This is a genomic window from Paraburkholderia solisilvae (genome assembly GCF_902859875.1).
Lineage (GTDB): Bacteria > Pseudomonadota > Gammaproteobacteria > Burkholderiales > Burkholderiaceae > Paraburkholderia > Paraburkholderia solisilvae.
Genome location: NZ_CADIKF010000054.1, coordinates 17,674 through 37,353 on the forward strand (window position 1 = coordinate 17,674; position 19,680 = coordinate 37,353).

The 19,680-nt window shown below is 66.3% G+C and carries 12 protein-coding genes; 10 read left to right on the forward strand and 2 right to left on the reverse strand.

The genetic code is table 11. From position 1 onward, the window contains the following. Nucleotides 1-8 precede the first annotated feature (8 nt). Nucleotides 9-395, reverse strand: a complete 387-nt coding sequence (locus HV675_RS26020; protein ID WP_175114329.1) for a DUF488 domain-containing protein — start codon at nt 393-395, stop codon at nt 9-11. 299 nt (nt 396-694) lie between these two features. Here HV675_RS26020 and HV675_RS26025 point away from each other — a divergent pair, with 299 nt between their 5' ends. From HV675_RS26025 to HV675_RS26070, 10 genes are all read left to right on the forward strand, one after another. Beyond that, nucleotides 695-2,170, forward strand: a complete 1,476-nt coding sequence (locus HV675_RS26025; protein ID WP_246270547.1) for an autotransporter strand-loop-strand O-heptosyltransferase — start codon at nt 695-697, stop codon at nt 2,168-2,170. A gap of 209 nt (nt 2,171-2,379) precedes the next feature. Continuing rightward, nucleotides 2,380-7,623: an AIDA repeat-containing protein gene (locus tag HV675_RS26030; protein WP_175114330.1), complete on the forward strand. Its 5,244-nt coding sequence runs from the start codon at nt 2,380-2,382 to the stop codon at nt 7,621-7,623. Nucleotides 7,624-7,845: 222 nt separating this feature from the next. Continuing rightward, nucleotides 7,846-8,436, forward strand: a complete 591-nt coding sequence (locus HV675_RS26035) for a chorismate mutase (RefSeq protein ID WP_246270548.1) — start codon at nt 7,846-7,848, stop codon at nt 8,434-8,436. A 193-nt stretch (nt 8,437-8,629) separates the two neighbouring features. Then, nucleotides 8,630-9,007: a DUF6697 family protein gene (locus HV675_RS26040; RefSeq protein ID WP_175114331.1), complete on the forward strand. Its 378-nt coding sequence runs from the start codon at nt 8,630-8,632 to the stop codon at nt 9,005-9,007. Between the two features lie 171 nt (nt 9,008-9,178). Then, complete coding sequence (locus tag HV675_RS26045) at nt 9,179-9,532, forward strand: hypothetical protein (RefSeq protein ID WP_175114332.1); 354 nt, start codon at nt 9,179-9,181, stop codon at nt 9,530-9,532. Next, on the forward strand, nt 9,532-10,416 hold the full coding sequence (locus HV675_RS26050) for a 4-hydroxy-tetrahydrodipicolinate synthase family protein (protein ID WP_175114333.1): 885 nt from the start codon (nt 9,532-9,534) through the stop codon (nt 10,414-10,416). The genes HV675_RS26045 and HV675_RS26050 overlap by 1 nt, the downstream gene beginning before the upstream one ends. A 104-nt stretch (nt 10,417-10,520) precedes the next feature. Further along, entirely contained in the window at nt 10,521-11,186 is a 666-nt protein-coding gene (locus HV675_RS26055) for a GNAT family N-acetyltransferase (protein ID WP_175114334.1), read from the forward strand. After that, nucleotides 11,183-11,590: a hypothetical protein gene (locus HV675_RS26060; protein ID WP_246270549.1), complete on the forward strand. Its 408-nt coding sequence runs from the start codon at nt 11,183-11,185 to the stop codon at nt 11,588-11,590. The genes HV675_RS26055 and HV675_RS26060 overlap by 4 nt, the downstream gene beginning before the upstream one ends. Before the next feature lie 102 nt (nt 11,591-11,692). Next, nucleotides 11,693-12,913 (forward strand): FUSC family protein, encoded by a 1,221-nt coding sequence (locus tag HV675_RS26065; RefSeq protein WP_246270550.1) that lies wholly within the window; start codon nt 11,693-11,695, stop codon nt 12,911-12,913. An 11-nt stretch (nt 12,914-12,924) separates the two neighbouring features. Beyond that, nucleotides 12,925-13,338 carry a PPC domain-containing DNA-binding protein gene (locus HV675_RS26070; RefSeq protein ID WP_175114351.1) on the forward strand — a complete coding sequence of 138 codons (414 nt, stop codon included), beginning with the start codon at nt 12,925-12,927 and terminating at the stop codon, nt 13,336-13,338. Nucleotides 13,339-13,407: 69 nt separating this feature from the next. On the opposite strand, the gene HV675_RS26075 is transcribed toward HV675_RS26070, so the two are convergent. Further along, nucleotides 13,408-18,990, reverse strand: coding sequence for a trifunctional serine/threonine-protein kinase/ATP-binding protein/sensor histidine kinase (locus HV675_RS26075; RefSeq protein ID WP_246270551.1), 5,583 nt, complete (start codon nt 18,988-18,990; stop codon nt 13,408-13,410). Between the last annotated feature and the right edge of the window lie 690 nt (nt 18,991-19,680).

Here is a 19,680-nt window from a genome sequence, read left to right on the forward strand (position 1 = left end):
GCCCCGCCTTACCGGACCGATGCGCCGCGATCCGTCAGCAACTGACGCAGGATGCTGCGATGGCAGCGGTTTTCGTTATCGCAATAGCAGCCGACCGAGAAGTCGGTCGTCGTCGATAGTGCCGCGAGGGTGTCGAGCACTTTCGATGCGTCGCCGCGATTCATCTGCGCGCGGAATTTTCGCGCGAACGCATTCCATGCCCGCTCGGTTTCAGCCGCCAGCGCGTCGCTGACGAGCTCGGGCGTTGGCGACAGAATCGGCAGCCACACGTCGTAGTAATTGCGCGTGCCGAACTCGCTTTTCGGTACGCCACGCGGCGGCCGGCGCACGGTGCCGATACGCAAACCTTCATCGGCTGCGCGTGCCGAGCCCAGTTGAACGATGCTGACGCTCATCGACGTTCTCCACTGTCAGGCCGCCATGCACACAGGAACGGCACGCGCACCGGTGCGCCCGTATTGCGGGTGAGGTCGGCCAATGGTTAAATACGCGGCTTTTTCGTAAAATAAGCGGCTTTTTCGTTTTACGACGACCAGAAAAGCAGGCACTTGCCGCTAACAACTACAAGGCACATCCCGGTCGTTCACCTTTCGGATCGATTATGTCCCAAGCAGGTACGCAGGCGCGCGCGGCGGTGGGGTCCGCCGGCGCCACAACGCAGGCCGTGGGCGGCGACGCTGCGGCTCGAGCGTCCGTGACGAAGGCTCCAGCCGGTTCAGCGGCCGGTTCCGCGCCGGGCGCCGCCGTCATGAGCGTGACAGGCGCCGCCGATGCGAGCCTGACCGGCGCCGCCGATGCGAGCGCGGCAAGCACCACCGGTACGAGTCCGGCGAGCACCGCCGCCGCAAGCCTCGCGAATGAGACGGACGCGAGCGTGACGGCCACCGCCGACGCGAACGTCACGCATGCCGCCGCCGCAAGCCCGACGAACACCGCCGACACGAACCCGACAAGTCCCGCCGCGTCGTCCGGCAGCGGCCAGAACGGTCAGGCCGTTCAAAGCCCGCCGTCCGTGCCGACGCAGGAGGGCCCCGCCGGCATCCGCTTCGACTTCAACGACGGCTGCCGCGTGATGCTGCCGCAAGGCGACGGCGATTGGCGCGTGCTGCTGCGCGACACGGCCACCGCGAACCCGCTGTTCGAAACGCAGATCTCCGCCGGCGTCGTTGCGAGCAGCAAGAAATACTATGTGCCGTTCGAGATCGAAGTCTGGTCGCAAGGCAAGGAAGTGTTCCGCCATCGTCTGGACCTGAGCGGGCGCAACGTGCTCGTGCATCTGCCGGTCGGCACGCTCGGCGATACGCTCGGCTGGTTCCCGTATGTCGCGAAGTTCGAGCGGCAGCACCGTTGCAAGCTCACCTGCGTGATGGCCGAACCGCTGATTCCGCTCTTCACGCACGCGTACCCGTCGATCACATTGGCGACGCCCGACGCGGTCGACGCGAACGATTTCTACGCGACCTACAACATCGGCCTGTTCTTCACCGACGACGCGAACGTGCGCCAGCCTTGCGACTTTCGCCTCGTCGGCCTGCATCGGACGGCCGCGTACATCCTTGGCGTCGATCCGCGGGAAGAGCGCCCCGAGATCGTGCTGCCCGACAGCAGCCGGCCGATTCCGGAGCCATACGTGTGCATCGCCGCGCAAAGCACGACGCAATGCAAGTACTGGAACAACCCGAGCGGCTGGCGTGAAATCGTACAGTTTCTGAAGCAGGCCGGTTACCGCGTAATCTGCATCGACCAGAAGGCGACGCACGGCAGCGGCGTCGTGTGGAATCACATACCGTACGGCTCCGAGGACTTCACCGGCGAGCGGCCGCTCGCGGAGCGCGCGCGCTGGCTCAAGCACGCGGCCTTTTTCGTCGGCTTGAGCAGCGGCCTGTCGTGGCTCGCATGGACAATGCGCACGCCGGTCGTGATGATCAGCGGCTTTACGCATCCGACCAACGAGTTCGATACGCCGTATCGCGTGATCAACTACCACACGTGCAATAGCTGCTGGAACGACGTGCGCGTGCAGTTCGATCACCACGATTTTCTGTGGTGTCCGCGTCATGCGAATACGCCGCGGCAATTCGAATGCACGCGGCTGATTACCGCGGAGCAGGTGATCAGCACGATCCGGCGCATTCCGGCATTCGGTGCACAGCCGGAAGCGGCGGTGTGATCGAGACGGCGTAATAGCGCCGAAAGAAACTGGCGTAAAACAGCCGACGCGCAAAAAAAGATTAAAGGCGCGGCGCAAAAAGACGACATACAGAGACGATCCGCGAGCCGGCAATACGAACAGGCAATAGCCGGCAGGAGCGGACCGCATCGGCAAGCCGAACAAGCAAGAAGAAGCACAAGAAGAGCGGTAAGAATTCGGGGAACACCATGAAACGATTCACGTGGCGCCGCGTGCACGCCGTGCGTGCCTTCGGCCGGCGCTACCGGCGCTGCTCGCGTCTGCTGGGCATGCTGCTCGCCGCCGTGACGGTGCAGCCGTGGTTCGCGCCCGGCGTGCACGCGCAGACCACGGTCGCCGCGGGCGACACCGAGAGCAACACGATAATCGGCGGCACCGAGAGCGTGTTCGGCACGACTGTCAACGATAGCGTGGCGCTCGGCGGCGCGCAGAACGTGTCGTCGGGCGGCGTCGCGAGTGGCACCGTCGTCGACCTCGGCGGCACGCAGACCGTGTTCGCGGGCGGCATCGCGCAAGCCACGGGCGCCGAGGGCGGCCTGCTGGTGGTGTCGTCCGGCGGTGTGGCGCGCAGCGCGACGGTCAGCGGCGGAGCCGACGTGATCTCGGCGGGCGGCGCGGCGAGCGGCACGACCCTGTTGGGCGGATCGTCCGAGACCGTGTCGTCCGGCGGCATTGCAACCGGCACGAAAGTCAGCGACGCATCGACACAGTTTGTCGATAGCGGCGGCATGGCGAATGGCACGGCGATCGGCAGCCTCGGCACGGTCGACGTGTCGGCGGGCGGCGTCGCGAGCGGCACGACGGTCAGCGCCGGCGGCAAAATCAACGTGTCCGCCGGCGGCAGCGCGACACGCACGACGGTGCTGTCGGGCGGCGTCGACTCGGTGGCCGGCACGGACATCTCGGCCACGCTCAGCAACGGCGGGTCGCAAACTATCCTCGCGGGCGGCACGGCGAGCGCAACGACTGTGCTCAACGGCGGGCAAAGCGTCGTTAGCAGCGGCGCGGCCACGGTAAGCGCGAACGTGAACGGCGGCACGCTGACCGTCTCCGCAGGCGGCAACGCGACACGCACCGCGGTCAGCGCGGGCGGCATCGAAAATCTCGCGGGCACCGATACGTCGGGCACGGTCGGCGCGAACGGCCAGTTGCTCGTGTCGTCGGGCGGCGTCGCGAGTGCGACGACCATCGGCAACGGCGGCTCCGCGAGCGTCGCCAATGGCGGCTCGGCGGCCGGTGCGATTGTGAGCGGCGGCACGCTGGCGGTACAGGCCGGCGGCACGGCGACGTCGACCACGCTGTCGGCGGGCGGCATCGAAAACGTGCAGGGCACCGATACGTCGGCGAGCGTTCGCAGCGGCGGCACGCAAAACGTGCTGGCAGGGGGCGCCACGACCAGCGCGAACGTCAGCAACGGCGGCCGGCAAACGGTGTCGTCAGGCGGCACGGCGACCAGCACGACGGTGCTCTCCGGCGGCGCGATCACGGTGTCCGCCGGCGGCAGCGCGACCGGGCTCGTGCAGTCGAGCGGCGCGGCGTTCACCGCGGATACCTCGGCGACGGTAAGCGGCACGAACGTCAACGGCGCGTTTTCGATCTCGGGCGGTGTGGCGAACAAGGTCGTGCTCGAAAACGGCGGCACGCTCACCGTGCTGACCGGCAATTCCGCGACCAGTACGCTGATCCTCAATCAGGGCTCGGCGGTCGTGATGGCCGGCGGCTCGGCCAATTCGACGACGCTCAGCAACGGCGGCACGCTGGCGGTATCGTCGGGCGGCACCGCGACCAACGTCACGCAACTGGCCGGCGGGGCGTTGATTACGAATACCTCGGCAACCGTGAACGGCACGAATACCGCGAACGGCACGACCCATTCGTTTTCAATTTCCGGCGGCGTCGCGCAAAACGTGTTCATCGAAGCCGGCGGCTCGCTCACCGTGCTCAACGGCACGACCGCGAGCGGCACGCAGGTCGGCACGCGCGGCAGTGCGCTCGTGCAAGCGGGCGGCGAGGCGGACAGCACGACGGTCAGCAACGGCGGGCAACTGCTTGTTTCGTCGGGCGGCACCGCGAATGTGGCGACGGTCATGAATAACGGCCAGCTCATCGTGTCCGGCGGCGGCACGGCAATCAATATCACCCAGGACGCCGGGGCGGCGCTCATCACCAATACGTCGGCCACGGTGAGCGGCAATTATGTGAGCGGCAGTACGAGCACCCCGTTCAGCATCTCGAACGGCACCGCGCAGAACGTGGTTGTCGAAAACGGCGGACAGTTGTCCGTGCTGGCCGGCGATGTCGCCAAACAGACGACTGCCGGCAGCGGCGGTCTCGAGATCGTCTCGGCGGGCGGCACGACGTCGATGACGTCGATCAGCAACGGCGGTTCGCAGACCGTGCTGACGGGCGGCGAAGCGTTCGATACGACGGTGTCGAGCGGCGGCACGCTCACCGTGTCGTCCGGCGCCGAGGCGATCAGCGTGATTCAACAGGCCGGCGCCGCGCTGATTACGAACACGTCGGCGACGCTGATCGGCTCGAATGCGAACGGGCCGTTCTCGATCCTCGACGGCAATGCGCAGAACGTGATCGCCGAAGACGGCGGCCAGTTGACGATCCTGCCCGGCACCTCCGCATTCAACACATCGGTCGGCAGCGGCGGCCTCGAAACGGTGTCTTCCGGCGGTCTCGCGAGCGGCACCTTCGTCACGTCGGGCGGCTCCGAGTTCGTGTCGTCCGGCGGCACCGCGGTCGGTACGACCGTGACGTCCAACGGTTCGCAGACGGTGCTCGGCAAAGCGTCGGGCACGACGGTGTCCTCGGGCGGCAGCGTGCTGGTCAGCTCGGGCGGTGTGACAAGCGGCACGGAAGTCGGCAGCGGCGGCCACGAGGTGGTGTCGTCGGGCGGCACCACGCGCGGCACGCAAGTCACGTCCGGCGGCACGCAGAGCGTCGCCGGCGGCACGGCGGACAACACGCATGTGAGCGGCGGCGGCCAGCAGGTCGTCTCGTCGGGCGGCTTCACGAGCGGCACGCTGGTGGACAGCGGCGGCACGCAGACCGTGTCGGCGGGCGGCAGCACGAGCGGCACGCAGGTCAGCAGCGGCGGCGCGCAGGTTGTCTCGTCGGGCGGGGTCACGAACAGCACGTCGGTCGGCAATGGCGGCTCGAGCGTGGTGATGTCGGGCGGGGCCGCAAGCGGCACGACGGTGTCGAGCGGCGGCACGTCGATCGTGACCTCCGGCGGCAGCGCGAGCGGCACGGTGGTGCAAAGCGGCGGCACGGAGAACGTGTCGGCGGGTGGCACGACAACCGGTACATCGGTCCGCAGCGGCGGCCAGCAGACGGTGGCGAGCGGCGGCACGGCGAGCGGCACGGTGGTGAGTTCCGGCGGTTCGCAGACGGTCAGCGCCGGCGGTGTCACGTCGGGCACCGCGGTCGCATCCGGCGGCTCGCAGACGGTCAGCGCCGGCGGGGTCACGTCGAACACCGCGGTCGCATCGGGCGGTTCGCAGACGGTCAGCTCCGGCGGCGTCACGTCGGGCACGATGGTCGCGTCCGGCGGCACGCAGACGGTCGGCGCGGGCGGCGTCACGTCCGGCACGGTGGTCGCCTCCGGCGGCACGCAGGACGTACAGTCCGGCGGCACCGCGAACGGCTCGATCGTGTCGAGCGGCGGCTTGCAGACCGTGTCGAGCGGCGCGACGGTGAGCGGCACGCAGGTGTTGAGCGGCGGCTCGCAGAATCTGTTCGGATCCCTGATCGACCCGGTGGTGTCGTCGGGCGGCACGCTGACGATCGGCCAGGGCACGGCGGCGGGCGATCTGGTCGGCAATACGGTCAACAATGGTTTGCTCGTGTTCAACCGGCCCGATGCGATCACATACGCGGGCGACATTTCCGGCGCCGGGCGCATCGAGCAGCAGGGCATCGGCAGCGTGGTGCTGAACGGCGACAGCCATCTGTTTACCGGCGTCACCGAAGTCATGTCGGGCGCGCTCGCGATCGGCGATGCGAACAACCCGGGGGCGCAACTCGGCGGCGATGTGATCGTCGATGCACCGGGCACGCTGCGCGGCCATGGTTCGATCGGCGGCAACGTGATGAACAACGGCATCGTGATGCCGGGCGGCTCGATCGGCACGCTGACCGTCGGCGGCAATTACACGCAGGCAAGCGGCGCATCGCTCGAAATCGAGGTGAATCCGACCTCGGCCTCGCAATTGCGCGTGGGCGGCAGCGCGGCATTGAACGGCGGCCTGAAGATCCTGTACGACCCGGGCACCTATCAGGCGAACCGCTATGCGATCGTCACAGCGGGCGGCGGGGTGAACGGCCGTTTTTCGAACGTGTCGAGCACGGTCGCATCCGGTGCGAATCTCGGCCCGCTGCAGCAGTCGGTCGAATACGACGCGAACGAAGTCGATCTCGTGCTGAGCGGGCTCGCGCAGCAACTGCCGGGAGGAGACCCGCCAGGCGCAGGCACAGGCACGACCATCATCGCGCCGACCGACACGAGCATCTATACGGCGCTCGGCACGTCGCTCGCGTTGTCCGCGCAGATGGCGAACGCCGCGTTGCTCGAGCGCGTGCCGTTTGCCGACGGCGCGTCCTCGCGTGCGTCGGTGTGGGTGAACGCGACCGGTTCGCAGACGAACGTGCACGGCGCGAACGGCCAGCCGGGTTTCGAGGCGCGCAACTACGGCTTTATCGCGGGCGTCGATCATCAGGTCGGTGCATACACAGTCGGCTTCTCCGGCAGCTATAACCACAGCGATATCAGCGAAGACAGCACCGGCGATTCAGGCACCACCGATACGCTGCGCGCGGCGTTTTACGGCGCACGCGCGCTCGGGCCGGTCGATCTCTCCGCAACCGTCGGCGCGGGGCTGGATTTCCTGTCGCAAAAGCGCCCGTTCGGCGCCGCCGGCACCGCCGAGGGCGATCATATCGGGCAGGAAGCGACCGCGGCGGCACAAGCCGCGCTGCCGCTCGCCATCGGCAGCGTGACGGTCACGCCGCGCATCGGCCTGCGCTTTTCGTATCTGCATGCGAACGGCTTCGGCGAAAGCGGTGCGAACGGGCAGGACCTGACCGTCGGCACCGACAATGTGCGCAGCCTGCAACCCTATGCGCAAATCACCTTCGACAAGGACTTCGGTAGCCCGTTGAGGCCGGTGAATGTCGAGCTGCGCGTCGGCTATGCACGCGAAATGCTCGGCACCGGACGCACGGTAACGGTCGGCGCGCAGGACGGCACGCTGTTCGCCGCGCCGGGCACCACGCTGCCGCGCGATCAGTTGACCACGGGCGTGAGCGTCGGCATGCGGCCGACCAAGGCGCTGACGGTATCGGTCGGTTACGATGCATGGATCGCGACGAGCCATGCGTCCGCGCAGGCGGCGACGGTGACGCTCGACTACCGTTTCTAGTCGCGCTTCCAATTGTGATGACCGCGCGCCGAACGTAGCATCGACCCGCGCGTTCAACCTGCACGCCGCGCGGAACGCGGCGTGCAGGTTGAACGAAAATTCGACCGGTCAGGAATATAACGGGCGCGTCAGGCGTTATCGAGGCTCCGGGCGCAGCCCGCGTCGCCTCTGCAGGTGCGCTTGTCGCAGCGCCTGCGCTCACCTGCAAAAAGGAACCGATTGATGCTGAAGTTCAGTTTCGACAAATCACGCTTTATGGTCAGCCCGCTTGCCGTCGCCGCTCTGCTGTTCGCCGCGCCGCCTTCGCACAGCGCGCCGGCCGACAGCCAGGCATTTCTTCCGCTGCTCGATATGACGGTCGCGCGCTTGCATATCGCGCGGCAGGTTGCGTTGTCGAAGTGGGACACGCGCAAGCCGGTGGAAGACCTGCCGCGCGAGGCGGAGGTCATCAAGGCCGCTTCCGAGGAAGCGCGCGCGCTCGGCGTGCCGCCGCAACTCGCCACGCACTTCTTCGCCGATCAGATCGAAGCCAATAAACTCGTGCAATACGGGTTACTCGCGCAATGGCATCGCGATGGCCGCGCGCCCGACGACAAGCGCGTCGATCTGAAGAAGGACATTCGTCCGGAACTGGACCGCCTGCAGCAAGGCTTTATCAAGGTGCTCGCCGATACGAAGACGCTTCGCGCGCAGCCGGATTGCGGCGCGCAATTGGCGCGCGCAACGCAAGAATATGTTGCCAGCCATGCATTGGATTCGTTGTACGCGGTCGCGATGGATCGGGCGCTGGCGCGCGCGTGCGAGCAGGAGTAACGGCGCGCGCGTGTTTGCCGTTGCGCCGTCGCGCGCCACGGGCGGACACAGCGATGAAGTAGACGACGCAACTAAAAGATACGGATCCTTTATTCTGCCCCCGATTGAATTGACGCGTGTTTTAGGGGTATTTCGCTATCGTCTTGGCCTCCGCTGAAGCGTGCTCGCTTCGAGCGGTTCTCTGGAGGCCTTTATGGACGAATTCGAAATCGGCAAGGAATATTCTCGCGAATATATTCACACGGTGTGTGGCGGCAGCAAGCAGGCCTTTCTGCCGACCCGACGCGGCAAGGTGGTGGCCGCGTGTCTGCGCATGGACCTGAACCCGCAGGCGCCCGACGTGGTTCTTTGCAACAGCGGCGCGGCCGCGCGCGCCGCGGGCCGCACGCTCGCGAAGCAGGCGCACGCCATTCCGGTCTTTATCCGCTCGGAAACCGACCGCTTCCGCTATGTCGGCCAGTACGAGCCCGCGGAATCGTTGACGGCGCCGCTCGAATGCGCGCCCTATGCGCGCAACAGCAGCTTTACCGTCGGCCAGATTTCGCGTGTCATCAAGTTGAAACGGTGCTGAGAGGCGTAGGCCAGGCGCTTGCAGGCGCCTGGATTGCAGGCGGCCGCGCGGCGGTGTCGCAGTTTGTCACCGCATTTTTTCGCGTGGCCGCCGTTTTTTTGCACCGCCTTTATACCCGCGGGACTAATCTCGTATCTGTCTTCACCACACCTGCGGGATTGTCCGCCCACCATGGCTCTCTCTCAACCGTCCGAAGTCCCCGATTCCGTACGCGGCGCTGTCCGGTCCCACTCCAACGTCGTCCGCAACAACAACGTCATTCCTTTCCCGCTGTCGCGCGTGCTCCTGCCGGTGACCTTGCTCCGTCAGTCAGAAGACGAAGCGCGCGCACAACTCAAATCGCTGCTGCACTCGCCACTCGGTGTCTATGTCGTCAGCACGGAAGTCGTCCGTGACGGCGTGCGCGTGCTGTTCTCGATCGCCCCCGAAGACCTCGATTTCACCTTGCATACGTTGATCGCCTCGGTGCCGCACGCGCTGATCGGTTCGCTCGCGCGCACCGGCTCGTCCAAAGAGGCGCACTGATGTACTCCGGTATCTGGCTGCCGATCGTCACGCCGTTTCGCAACGGCGAGGTCGATGTCGAAGGCTTGCAGCGTCTCGCCGATTACTACCTGCATACGGAGATCAGCGGTTTCGTCGCGCTCGGCACGACCGGCGAGGCGGCGCTGCTCTCCGAAAGCGAGCGCATCACGGTGCTGCAGGCGCTGCTCGATGTGGCCGGCGACCGCCTGCCGGTGCTGGTCGGCGCGGGCGGTTTCGATACGCGCGACGTGGTGCGCGAGATCAGGCGCTACGAGCGCTGGAATTGCGCCGGCTTTCTGGTGTCGGCGCCCGCGTATCTGTGTCCGGATCAGGCGGGCGTGCAATGGCATTTCGAACAGATTGCCTGCGCCACCGCGCGGCCGGTCGTGCTGTACGACGTGCCGCATCGCACCGGCGTCAGGATTGCGCCGGACACGGTCGAGCGGCTGCTCGAATTCGACAATATCGTCGCGATCAAGGAATGCGTGAAAGACCATTTCGACGCGCTGCACGATCTGCCGGTCAACGTGCTGTGCGGCACCGATGACGCGTTCGTCGATTGCCTCGACGCAGGCGGCGCGGGCGGCATTCTCGCGAGCGCGCATGTGTGCGCGGACCTGCTCGTCGAAGTGCGCGAACTGCATCGCGGCGGGCGCGAAGACGACGCGCGGCGGCTCTTCGCGAACCTCGTGCCGCTGCTGCGGCTGCTGTTTTCCGCGCCGAACCCGGCCGCCATCAAGGCGATGCTCGCGTTCGATCACCCGCTGACCGACGAGACGCGCATGCCGATTGCACGCGCATCGGCGCAACTGGTCGAGCGGCTCCTGCAGGCACGCAACGCGTTGCAGGATTTGCGCGCGGAGTTGACGGGCGCGACGCACTGACAAGGCGCGGCGTGTCGTACGCGTTCTGCGAGGCCGGCAGGAAACCGATTCACGACTCAAACAGTTCTGGGACTTCGGGTAGCGCTCGAAGTCTGGAGGTATCCATGCACAAGCAACACATCGCGGCCGGCACGCGGGCGGCAGAGCCGGATGGCAAGACTGCCCGCGTCGCCACCGTTCAGCGCGGCAGCGGCGCCGGCAGCGTCGTGCTGCGGCGCTTCGACCCGGCGCGCGACTCGTACGAGCAACTGACCGCGGTGCTGCACCGCGCGTTCGCGCGGCTCGGCATGATGGGCCTGAACTGCCTGTGCGTCGCGCAGACGCCGTCGGCGACGCGTAAGCGCGCGAAGGCCGGCGACTGTTTCGTCGCGGTCTGCGGCGGCGACGTGGTCGGCACGATGACGCTCTATGCGCGCGATACCGAATCGCCCTGCGAGCACTATCGCGTCGAAAACGTCGCGACGCTGCGTCAGTTCGGCGTCGAGCCGGCCTGGCAAAGCCGCGGCATCGGCAAGTCGCTGATCGCGTTTGCCGAGCATTGGGCCGCGACGCGCGGCTATGCGCAGCTCGCGCTCGACACGCCGTATCCGGCCGTGCATCTGCTCGACTTCTATCGCAGCCAGGGCTTTCGCATGATCGACGTGCTGCGTTTTCCGGAACGCGACTACGACAGCGCGATTCTCAGCAAGCCGCCGGTGGCCGCGCGCACGCTCGCGAACTGGTCGCGCCGCCTCGAACTGCCGTGCCCCACTTTCCCGCGTGCCGCATGAACCGCAGCAACGGAAGCCCGCGCGCCGCTCCGCTGTTGATGGTGCCGCAGCGCCTGATGATGCTGCGCGGCATGTGCAAGGTGATTGCGATCGCGTTTGCGGTCAACCAGGTGTTGACGACCGTGTTCGAGTTTGTCGCGCAGAAGGTGGATGCGACGCTGCCGCATCAGACGGTGTGGCTCTTCAGCTGCATCACGTGCGGCCTGCTGACATTGTGGCTGCAGGCCGATGCGCGCCGCGCATTCGCGTTCGCACGCAAGCGGAAGTTCGTGACGATCAAGGAGGGCAAGGAACGCGCGCTGCAGATCGCCGCGGACTGCCCGAAGCGCTGGCTCGTCATTCTGCATATCGAGCTCAGTCCTGCTGCGTTTGCGGTGCAGGCGGGCGGGCCGCCACCGCGCTAAGCGGTTTTCCGCCGCGCGTTCGTGCGGTGCTTCCGCTGATTGCCGCGACCCGCGTAAAGCGTCTATAAAGACACTGTGTCGATTACCGGCAGTGTCGACGTCATGGACGATCCGAAGCAGGTCGATGCAATGCCGCCGCGCCCGGCCGGGCGCGCGCGGGCCGCGCACGGCGACGCAGACGCCAGCGTGGATGCGGGCGGAGGTGCAGAAGCGGACCATGTGGCCTTTAGCGCGCCGCCGGCACGCCGGTTTGTGCAACCGTGGACAACGTTCGTCGCGTGGCTCGAACGGCTCGACCCGGGCGCGCACCGTCGTCTGAAGGGGCTGCGCCTCGTCACGGCGTACGGGCTGGCCGCCGCGCTCGGCGCGTTGCACGACGTCACCCGCGACGTGCATCAGGGCGCGGTGCTCGCGACGCTCGCCGCGAGCTTCGCGCTGTGGGCGAGCGTGTCCGAAGCGAGCACCACGCGCGCCGACTCGAGCCGCGACCTTGCGTTGCTGTGCATCGCGGCGGGCGTCGGCGCGGCGTCCTTTGTCGCGCTGCTGCCGCTTCTCTCCGGCGTCGGCCGCGTGGGCCCGGAAATGACGCTGGTCAGCGGCGCGTTCTGCGTCGGTTATCTGAAGCGGTTCGGCATGCTCGGCGCCGGCATCGGTTCGCAGATCTATCTCGGCCAGCTTTATGCGTACGGCACGAATCTGGTCCCTGCCGATTTGCAGGCGATCGGCGTGGCCGTGCTGATTGCCGCGCTCGGCTCGATCGTGCCGCGCCTGTTGAGCGGGCCGGCCGAACGGCCGGTTTCGCTGGCGGCGCTCTCGACGGTCCCCGCGATGCCGCCGGGCTTCGCGCGGCGCTGGCCGCCCGAACTGGTGATGGGCCTGCAGGCGGCGGCCGGGTCGGCGGTCGTGGTCGCGTTGAACCAGATATTCGAGCTCGAGGAATCGGTGTGGGCGATCACCGCGTGCACGTACGTCGTGGCCGGCTCGACGAGCGGCACTGCGCAGCGCGTGCGCCGGCGCATCATCGGCACGCTGATCGGCGTGCCGCTCGGCCTCGCGTGCCTGCCGCTTGCCGAGCACGCGCCGCTCGTCGTCTGGTCGTTCGCGGCGCTCGCGATGATCGTCTATGCAATGGGGCTGCCGGATCGCTATGATGTCGCGTGCGGCGCGTTCGCGTTTATCCTGATCGTCACGCTTGCCGCGAACGGCGTGCACTCGGTGTCGTATCTCTTTGCGCGCTTGTGGGAGACGCTGATCGGCGGCGCGCTCGGTCTCGCGGCCGCGCTGCTGATCTTTCCGTTGCGCGCCAATCGCGAGGAGACGTAGTCTTGTCGATCATGCAGGTTCATCCGCTACGCCTCGTCCCCGGCGACGATCTGCGCGCCGCCGTGGAGGACGCGCTCCATCAGCGCGCGCTGCGCGCCGCATTCGTGATCCAGGGCATCGGCAGCCTGAGCGTCGCAAGCTTGCGGTTTGCCGGCGCGGCCGTTCCCGCCGAGCTTCACGGCGACCTCGAAATCCTGACCCTCGCCGGTTCCGTGTCGCCGGACGGCGCGCACCTGCATATGTCTATCGCCGACGCAAACGGTCAGGTGTTCGGCGGCCATGTCGCACACGGCTGCACAGTACGCACGACCGCGGAGTTGTTGCTGGCGTTGCTGCCGCAGCATGCGTTCTCGCGGGAACCCGATGCCGCTACCGGTTTCATGGAACTCGTCGTACGCGGCATGCCGAAAGCGGACTCGGCCTGAAGCACGCCCCGGCTCGCGAGATGGCCGCCGTCGCCGGCTGACTTCAACGCACGCGGAAAGCGCAGGCCGTCACGACTCTGGCCGCTCCCGGTCGTTCTCGGGCAACGCGCCGGCGTCGGCGCGAGGCAGTTCGAATTCGAATGTCGCGCCGCGCGGCGAGTTCGCGAAAACCTGCAGCGTGCCGCCATGCGCTTCGACGATCGAGCGGCAGATCGACAGACCCATGCCCATTCCGCCGGCTTTAGTCGTATAGAAAGGCTCGAAAAGCTGTTCGATATCCTCGCCATCCACGCCCGGGCCGGTATCCCATACCGCGATGCGCGCGGCCTGTTCGCCCGCCGGCCCATGAGTGGTGCGCGTCGTGATCAGCAGTTCGCGCGGGCCGTTGCTCATGCAGCTCATCGCTTCGACTGCGTTGATCATCAGGTTCAGCATCACCTGTTGCAACTGCACGCGGTCTCCATGAATGACCGGCAGCGTATCGTCGAGCTGAGCCTCGATGGATACGCGGTGCCGGGTCGCTTCGGCGCGGGCCAGTCCGATCACCTCGCGAATCGCGTCGTTGACGAAGACGCGCTCCCTGCGCGTGGGCGCCTTTTTCACCAGCGCGCGAATGCGTCCGATCACGTCGTTCGCGCGCGTGCCGTCGTTGACGATGCGCGCGAGCGCCTGCCGGACCTCGTCGAGATCCGGCGTGTGCGCATCGAGCCAGCGCAGCGCTGCGTGCGCGTTGGTCACCGATGCCGCGATCGGTTGCCGGATCTCATGCGTGATCGACGCGGTGAGCTGCCCCATCGTCGATACGCGGTTCGCGTGAGCGAGCTCCATCTCGATCTCGCGATAGCGTCGCTCGCTTTCGCGTGCGTCCGATTCCGCGCGTTTGCGTTCGGTCAGATCGACGACGAACGCGACGCCCTGGTCGAGCGCATCGCCGAACGTCGCGGCGCCCACCAGCACGGCCACACGGACGCCGTCGGCGCGCACGAATTCCTTTTCGTAGGCCGGTACAAAACCTAGCGAACTGATCTCGGCGAGCGCGCGTGCGTCGTTCGCGCGCGCACTGGGCGGCGTCAGATCGGTCCAGCGCAGCCGGCCCGCGGCGAGATCGGCGCGCTCGTAACCGATGAGCTGCAGGAACGCGTCATTCGCTTCATGGATGCGCCCGTCGAAGTCCCAGATAAAGACGCCGATGATGTTCGCATCGACGAGCCGCCGGATGCGCGCTTCACGCTCGGCGAGGTCGCGATACAGGCGCGAGTTTTCGAGCGAGATCGCCGCTTGTGATGCGAGCAGCTTCAGCACCGCGATACGGCTCGCGGTGAAAACATCGGGGGCGAGTGTGTTCTCGAGGTACAGCAGCGCGATCAGTTTGGCCTGGTTGACGAGCGGCATGCAGGCAATCGAACGCGCGTGTCCACGCTGGATATACGGATCGGTCGAGAAGTCGTGCCGGCCGCTTGCGTCGTTCAGGATGACGCTATCCTCGGTGCGCATCGCATAGTGGACGAGCGATTCCGGCAGCAGGTCCGCGCGCAACGCCTGGGTCGCGACACTCACGCACAGCGCGTCGCCGCTCGTGGTCGCTTCCGCCACGATGTTGGGCGCGGCATCCGACGGCATGATCAGCAGACCGCGCTCGGCGCCGGCATGGGCGAGCGCGCTGCGCATGATGGTATGGATCAGCGTGTCGAGGACGATCTCGCTCGATACCGCCTGCGATACCTTGAGCACGGTGGCGAGATCCAGATGTTCGACCGGCGTCTCGATCGTGCCCGTCGCGCCTGTGCGTTGATCGGGCGCGGCGAGCTGCGGATGGAAGTCGTCGAGTTGCCGCACTTTTCCTTGCGCGCCCCAACACAGATACGCGTAGCGCGCATTCTTCAGATACAGGTTCGCGAATTCCACGAGCCCGCGCGCCGCGTAAAAGCGCGACGCCGTTTCATAAGCGATTGCCTCGTTGTGAACGAATCCGTTTTCGCGCGCCGAGCGGATCGCCCGTTCATACAGATCTTCGGCATCCGTGCCGCGGCCGTGGATCCGTGCGAGTTCCGCGCCGACCAACGCGGCGCGGTTGCCGAAGTTTTGCGGACAGTGCGTCGTCCAGACTTCGAGCTGGCGATGGTGCGCGTCGACCGCCGCCACGTACTCCTGCCGCACGTTCGGCGCGGCCGCGTCGCACAGCGCCGCATGCGCAAGCGCGCTATAGAAGTGGTATTCCGCCGTTTCAAAGAACGAGGGCGACGTCCACAGCAGCTTGCTGGCCTTGAGCGACGCCTCGACCGCGGCGGCATAGTCGCCAGCCAGATAACGCCCCTGCAATTTGCGAATCCAGTACCAGCACTCCGCGATAGCCAATGCAGGGTCGCTCGACAGGCGCTGCTCGAACTGCGTCTCGCTGCCGTGCTCGTCGTCGAGAAAACCGAAGCGGAGCGTGAGGCCGCGCAGCGTGCGGATCAACGCAACCTGCGTGGAGATGATGTCGACCACGATCCCGAACCGCGCCTTCTTTGCAAACGCGAGCCCGTGCTCGGCTTCGCGATGCGCGTCCTCGAGCGGATCGCCGGCCGCGAGCAGGCTCGTGTTCAGATGGTTGCAACTGTAGCCGGCGAAGGTCAGGTCGCCGCTTCTGGTGGCGATGTCAAACGCACGGCGCAGCAGTTCCCTGCCGGCGCGGACATGCTGGGTCCACGGCATCACGATATTGCCGAAGTTCACATAGACCCGTGCCTGCAACTGGGTCAACGAGCGCTGTTCAACCAGCTCGTAGCCGAGACGGGCAAACCGGAAGCCGGTCTCGTAGTCGCCGAAATGCGGCCCGGCGATCATGCCGAACGTGACGAAAATGGCCGGGGACGTGCCGCAATTGCCGTATTCGAGCCCGAGGTTGACGGCCCGGCACAGCACCATCGAAAGCAGATTCGCGTCGCTGAAGAGCGCGGCTGGAGAAAGATTGTCGAGCACGCGAATCGTCGCGAGCGAGGTCGGGTCGGTGATCAACGGCTGGTCGATCAGTTCCTCGATGGTGCGCTCGCCGAGCAGCGAAGCAATGCGCGCGTATTCGATGTGCGTTTCTTCATCTGACGGATGCGGCGACCAGACGATGCCGAGCCGCCGCAAATAATCGAGGCCGACGGCGACGGCCTCGTCGATCCGGTCGAGCGTCAGACACACGTCCATACCGAGGCATGCGAGCGTCGCGAGTTCGGTGGTGTCGCGCGCAAGCGGAATGAGTGTGCTCACGCGCGCTTGCGCGGCGGCCAGATCGCCGTGCAGGAACTCGCACTCCGCGCGCTCGAACGCGAGCGAGAACGCCAGCGCGTGCCGGGTTTGCCAGCCATCGTCCGCGAGCCGTTCCGCGCCCGCCTTCAGATACTCGAGCGCCGAGCCATACGCGGCGGAGGCTTTGGCGCGCCTGCCGGCAATCAGATTCAACTCGGCGAGGCGTTCGAGCTCGGCCGGTTCGGTCATCAACGCGGCGCCGCGATTGAGCTGGTTGACGATTTCGAACGCGGCCTCGTCGAGTTTTTCCGGCGGCGTGCGCGCGGCCAGCAGGCGGCCGATGCGCAAATGCGTCTGGGCGCGCAGCCGTTTCGGGATCAACGAATAGGCCGCCTCCTGCACGCGGTCGTGAACGAATCGGTACATGCCGTCCTGGTGGAAAATCAGTTCCTGACAGACGGCCTCCCACAGGTCCGCATGGACTTGCGCGTGCGACTTCTCGAAGATCAACGCAAGCGTCTCGGCCTCGGCCATATGTCCAATGCTCGCGAGATCCTGCAACGCGGCCTGCGTGTGTTCGGGCAGCCGCGCGAGTTTGCTTGTCATCAGATGCACGACGTTGTCGGTATAGCCCTTTGCGCGTATGCATTCGATGTGCGACACCCAGGTGGCGCACGCATGGTCGAAGCTGAGCAACCCTTCGTCGGCGAGCGCGGTCAGAAACTGCAGCGCGAAGAACGGGTTGCCACCGGTTTTCTCGTGGACGAGGCGCGCGAGCTGTTCGGCCTCCTCCGGCGCGCAGCGCAGCGTATCGGCCACCAGTCTTTGCAGATCGTCGCCTGACAGCGGCCGCAGCGTGATCTGCTGCACGGCGGCTTGCGCGCGGCGCACCGCGGCGAGCTTGCGCATCAGCGGATGGTTGCGGTCGACTTCGTTGTCGCGGTACGCGCCGATCAGCAGCAGATGGCGCAGATCCGGATCGAGCAGCAGGCTTTCGAGCACATCGAGCGTGCCCGAATCGAGCCATTGCAGGTCGTCCAGAAACAGCAGCAGCGGATGCTCGGGGCGGGCGAACACGCCGATAAAGCGGCGCAGCACCAGTTGAAAGCGGCGTTGCGCATCGTGCGCCGGCAGATCGGTAATCGGCGGCTGCTCGCCGATGATCAGTTTCAGTCCGGGCACGAGGTTGGTCATCAGCAGCCCGTTCGAACCCAACGCGTCGCGCAGCCGTTCGCGCAGGTCCTTCAGCTCGGCGTCGCGCTTGCCGAGAAACGGCGTGAGCAGGCCACGAAACGCCTGCGCGAGGGTCCAGTACGGAATGTCGCGCTTGTATTGATCGAACTTCCCGGTGGCAAAGAGGCTGCGCGGCGGCACGAGCACCTTCTGCAGTTCATTGACCACCGACGATTTGCCGATGCCGGAATAGCCCGCCACCAGCACCAGTTCAGTGCGGCCGCCTGCCACCACGCGATCGAACGCGGCGAGCAGCGTGTCGATTTCGCGCGCGCGGCCGTAAAGTTTTTCGGGAATCATCAGCCGGTCGGGCGTATCGTGTTCACCGAGCGTGAACGGCGCGATCTCGCCGTGCGCTTCCCACTGCGCGAGACAGCGCCGCAGGTCGAGCTCGAGTGCGGCGGCCGTCTGGTAGCGATCCTCCGCGGCCTTGGCCAACAGCTTCATCACGAGGTCCGACAGCACGGCCGGCAGGCTCGGGACGCGCTCGGCGGGCGGCGCCGCCTTGCGCGCGATATGACAGTGCACCCAATCCATCGGGTCATCGGCGCTGAACGGCAATACACCGGTGAGCAACTGGTAGAGCGTGACGCCGAGCGAATAGAGGTCGCTGCGCGAATCCACCGAGCGGTTCATGCGTCCGGTCTGCTCGGGGGCCATGTAGGCCAGCGTGCCGGCGATCGATTCCGGCGGCCACAGCGCCTGGCGTTCTCGCGGCAAAAATGAAGCGATGCCGAGGCCGGTCAGACGGATGCTGTCGTCTGCCGGATTCAGCAGAACATTGGCCGGTGTGACGTCTTTATGAATCACACCGGCCGCATGCAGCTTGCCCAATGCACTCGCCATGTTGGGCGCGACGCGCAGAAAATGACCGAGCGCCATCGGCACGGGTTCTCGCGCGATCGGCGCGTCGCCGCGGTCTTCGAGTACGAGCACGAGTTGCCCGTCTTCCTGGGTCAGCGCCAGCGGTCGCGCGATCGGCGCGCCGGCCAGTTTTTCCGCTAACGCGAATTCGTGTTCGAGGCGGCTCAGCGTGCGCGGCGCGGGCTGCGCCGCCACGGGCCGCACGGTCAGAAACGACTCGCGGCCGCCGTCGGGGTGGACCTGCCACGCTCTCGACAGGACGCGTTCGCCGTCGTCCCACAATACTTCATGGGATCTGTTTCCAAGGGCGCCTAACAGGCCGGGCGACCGATTCACTCAGCTCACTCCAGGGTGCGGGGAACCGGGTTCCCTGTGGGAAGGCTTCAGCAGATTTGCGGCGATCGACGCTGCCTGCGCTACGCAGTGTCGAATGTCAGGTTACCTAACCGCGCTTCGATCGAACTACGACGTTACCGTCTGGGTTTGTATCTTGCAACGATAAAGTTTGCATCTTGCAGCGATAAAAAATTGTGCTCGTGGTCTTTGCGCACATAACAGCAGGAGTGCGGCGCGCGTTCGTTGCCGGTTGCCGCGATTCGACGAGCACAACCGTATGGACAAACGCGCCGGCGCAACAGAGCGATTCGAATGTGCGCGGGCAGGTTCGCTCCGGCGCAACGGCGTTGAACGATATCGCGCGTTTCTTCGTGCGTTTTGTGCGCCACTGTTTTTCCCGGCAGGCATGAATAGTGAGTGCGGATTCTCCAAATTTGAATGGGCGCGACGCGTTGCTTCGCCGTCTCGCGATCCCGTTCGTCTGCGTGCTAACGAGTCGCTTTCGATTGCCCAGCCGGCGCGCCCGGCATCCGGTGTTGTCGCGCTGTAATCAGGCGTAGTCGGCGCGACAGCCGACGCGCACCGCTGTAACGGAACCGTCGCCGGGTCACCGAAGAATGGCAGGACCGGCCGCGGCATCACGCTCGCCATCACACTCGCGGGTCTCGACAAGGGTCGGGTGAGCGGCGA

Coding starts and splice junctions, on each gene's coding strand:
- HV675_RS26070 (WP_175114351.1), top strand. CDS start 12,925: ATGCAGGTTCATCCGCTACGCCTCGTCCCCGGCGACGATCTGCGCGCC.
- HV675_RS26030 (WP_175114330.1), top strand. CDS start 2,380: ATGAAACGATTCACGTGGCGCCGCGTGCACGCCGTGCGTGCCTTCGGC.
- HV675_RS26060 (WP_246270549.1), top strand. CDS start 11,183: ATGAACCGCAGCAACGGAAGCCCGCGCGCCGCTCCGCTGTTGATGGTG.
- HV675_RS26035 (WP_246270548.1), top strand. CDS start 7,846: ATGCTGAAGTTCAGTTTCGACAAATCACGCTTTATGGTCAGCCCGCTT.
- HV675_RS26020 (WP_175114329.1), bottom strand. CDS start 395: ATGAGCGTCAGCATCGTTCAACTGGGCTCGGCACGCGCAGCCGATGAA.
- HV675_RS26040 (WP_175114331.1), top strand. CDS start 8,630: ATGGACGAATTCGAAATCGGCAAGGAATATTCTCGCGAATATATTCAC.
- HV675_RS26065 (WP_246270550.1), top strand. CDS start 11,693: ATGGACGATCCGAAGCAGGTCGATGCAATGCCGCCGCGCCCGGCCGGG.
- HV675_RS26045 (WP_175114332.1), top strand. CDS start 9,179: ATGGCTCTCTCTCAACCGTCCGAAGTCCCCGATTCCGTACGCGGCGCT.
- HV675_RS26055 (WP_175114334.1), top strand. CDS start 10,521: ATGCACAAGCAACACATCGCGGCCGGCACGCGGGCGGCAGAGCCGGAT.
- HV675_RS26050 (WP_175114333.1), top strand. CDS start 9,532: ATGTACTCCGGTATCTGGCTGCCGATCGTCACGCCGTTTCGCAACGGC.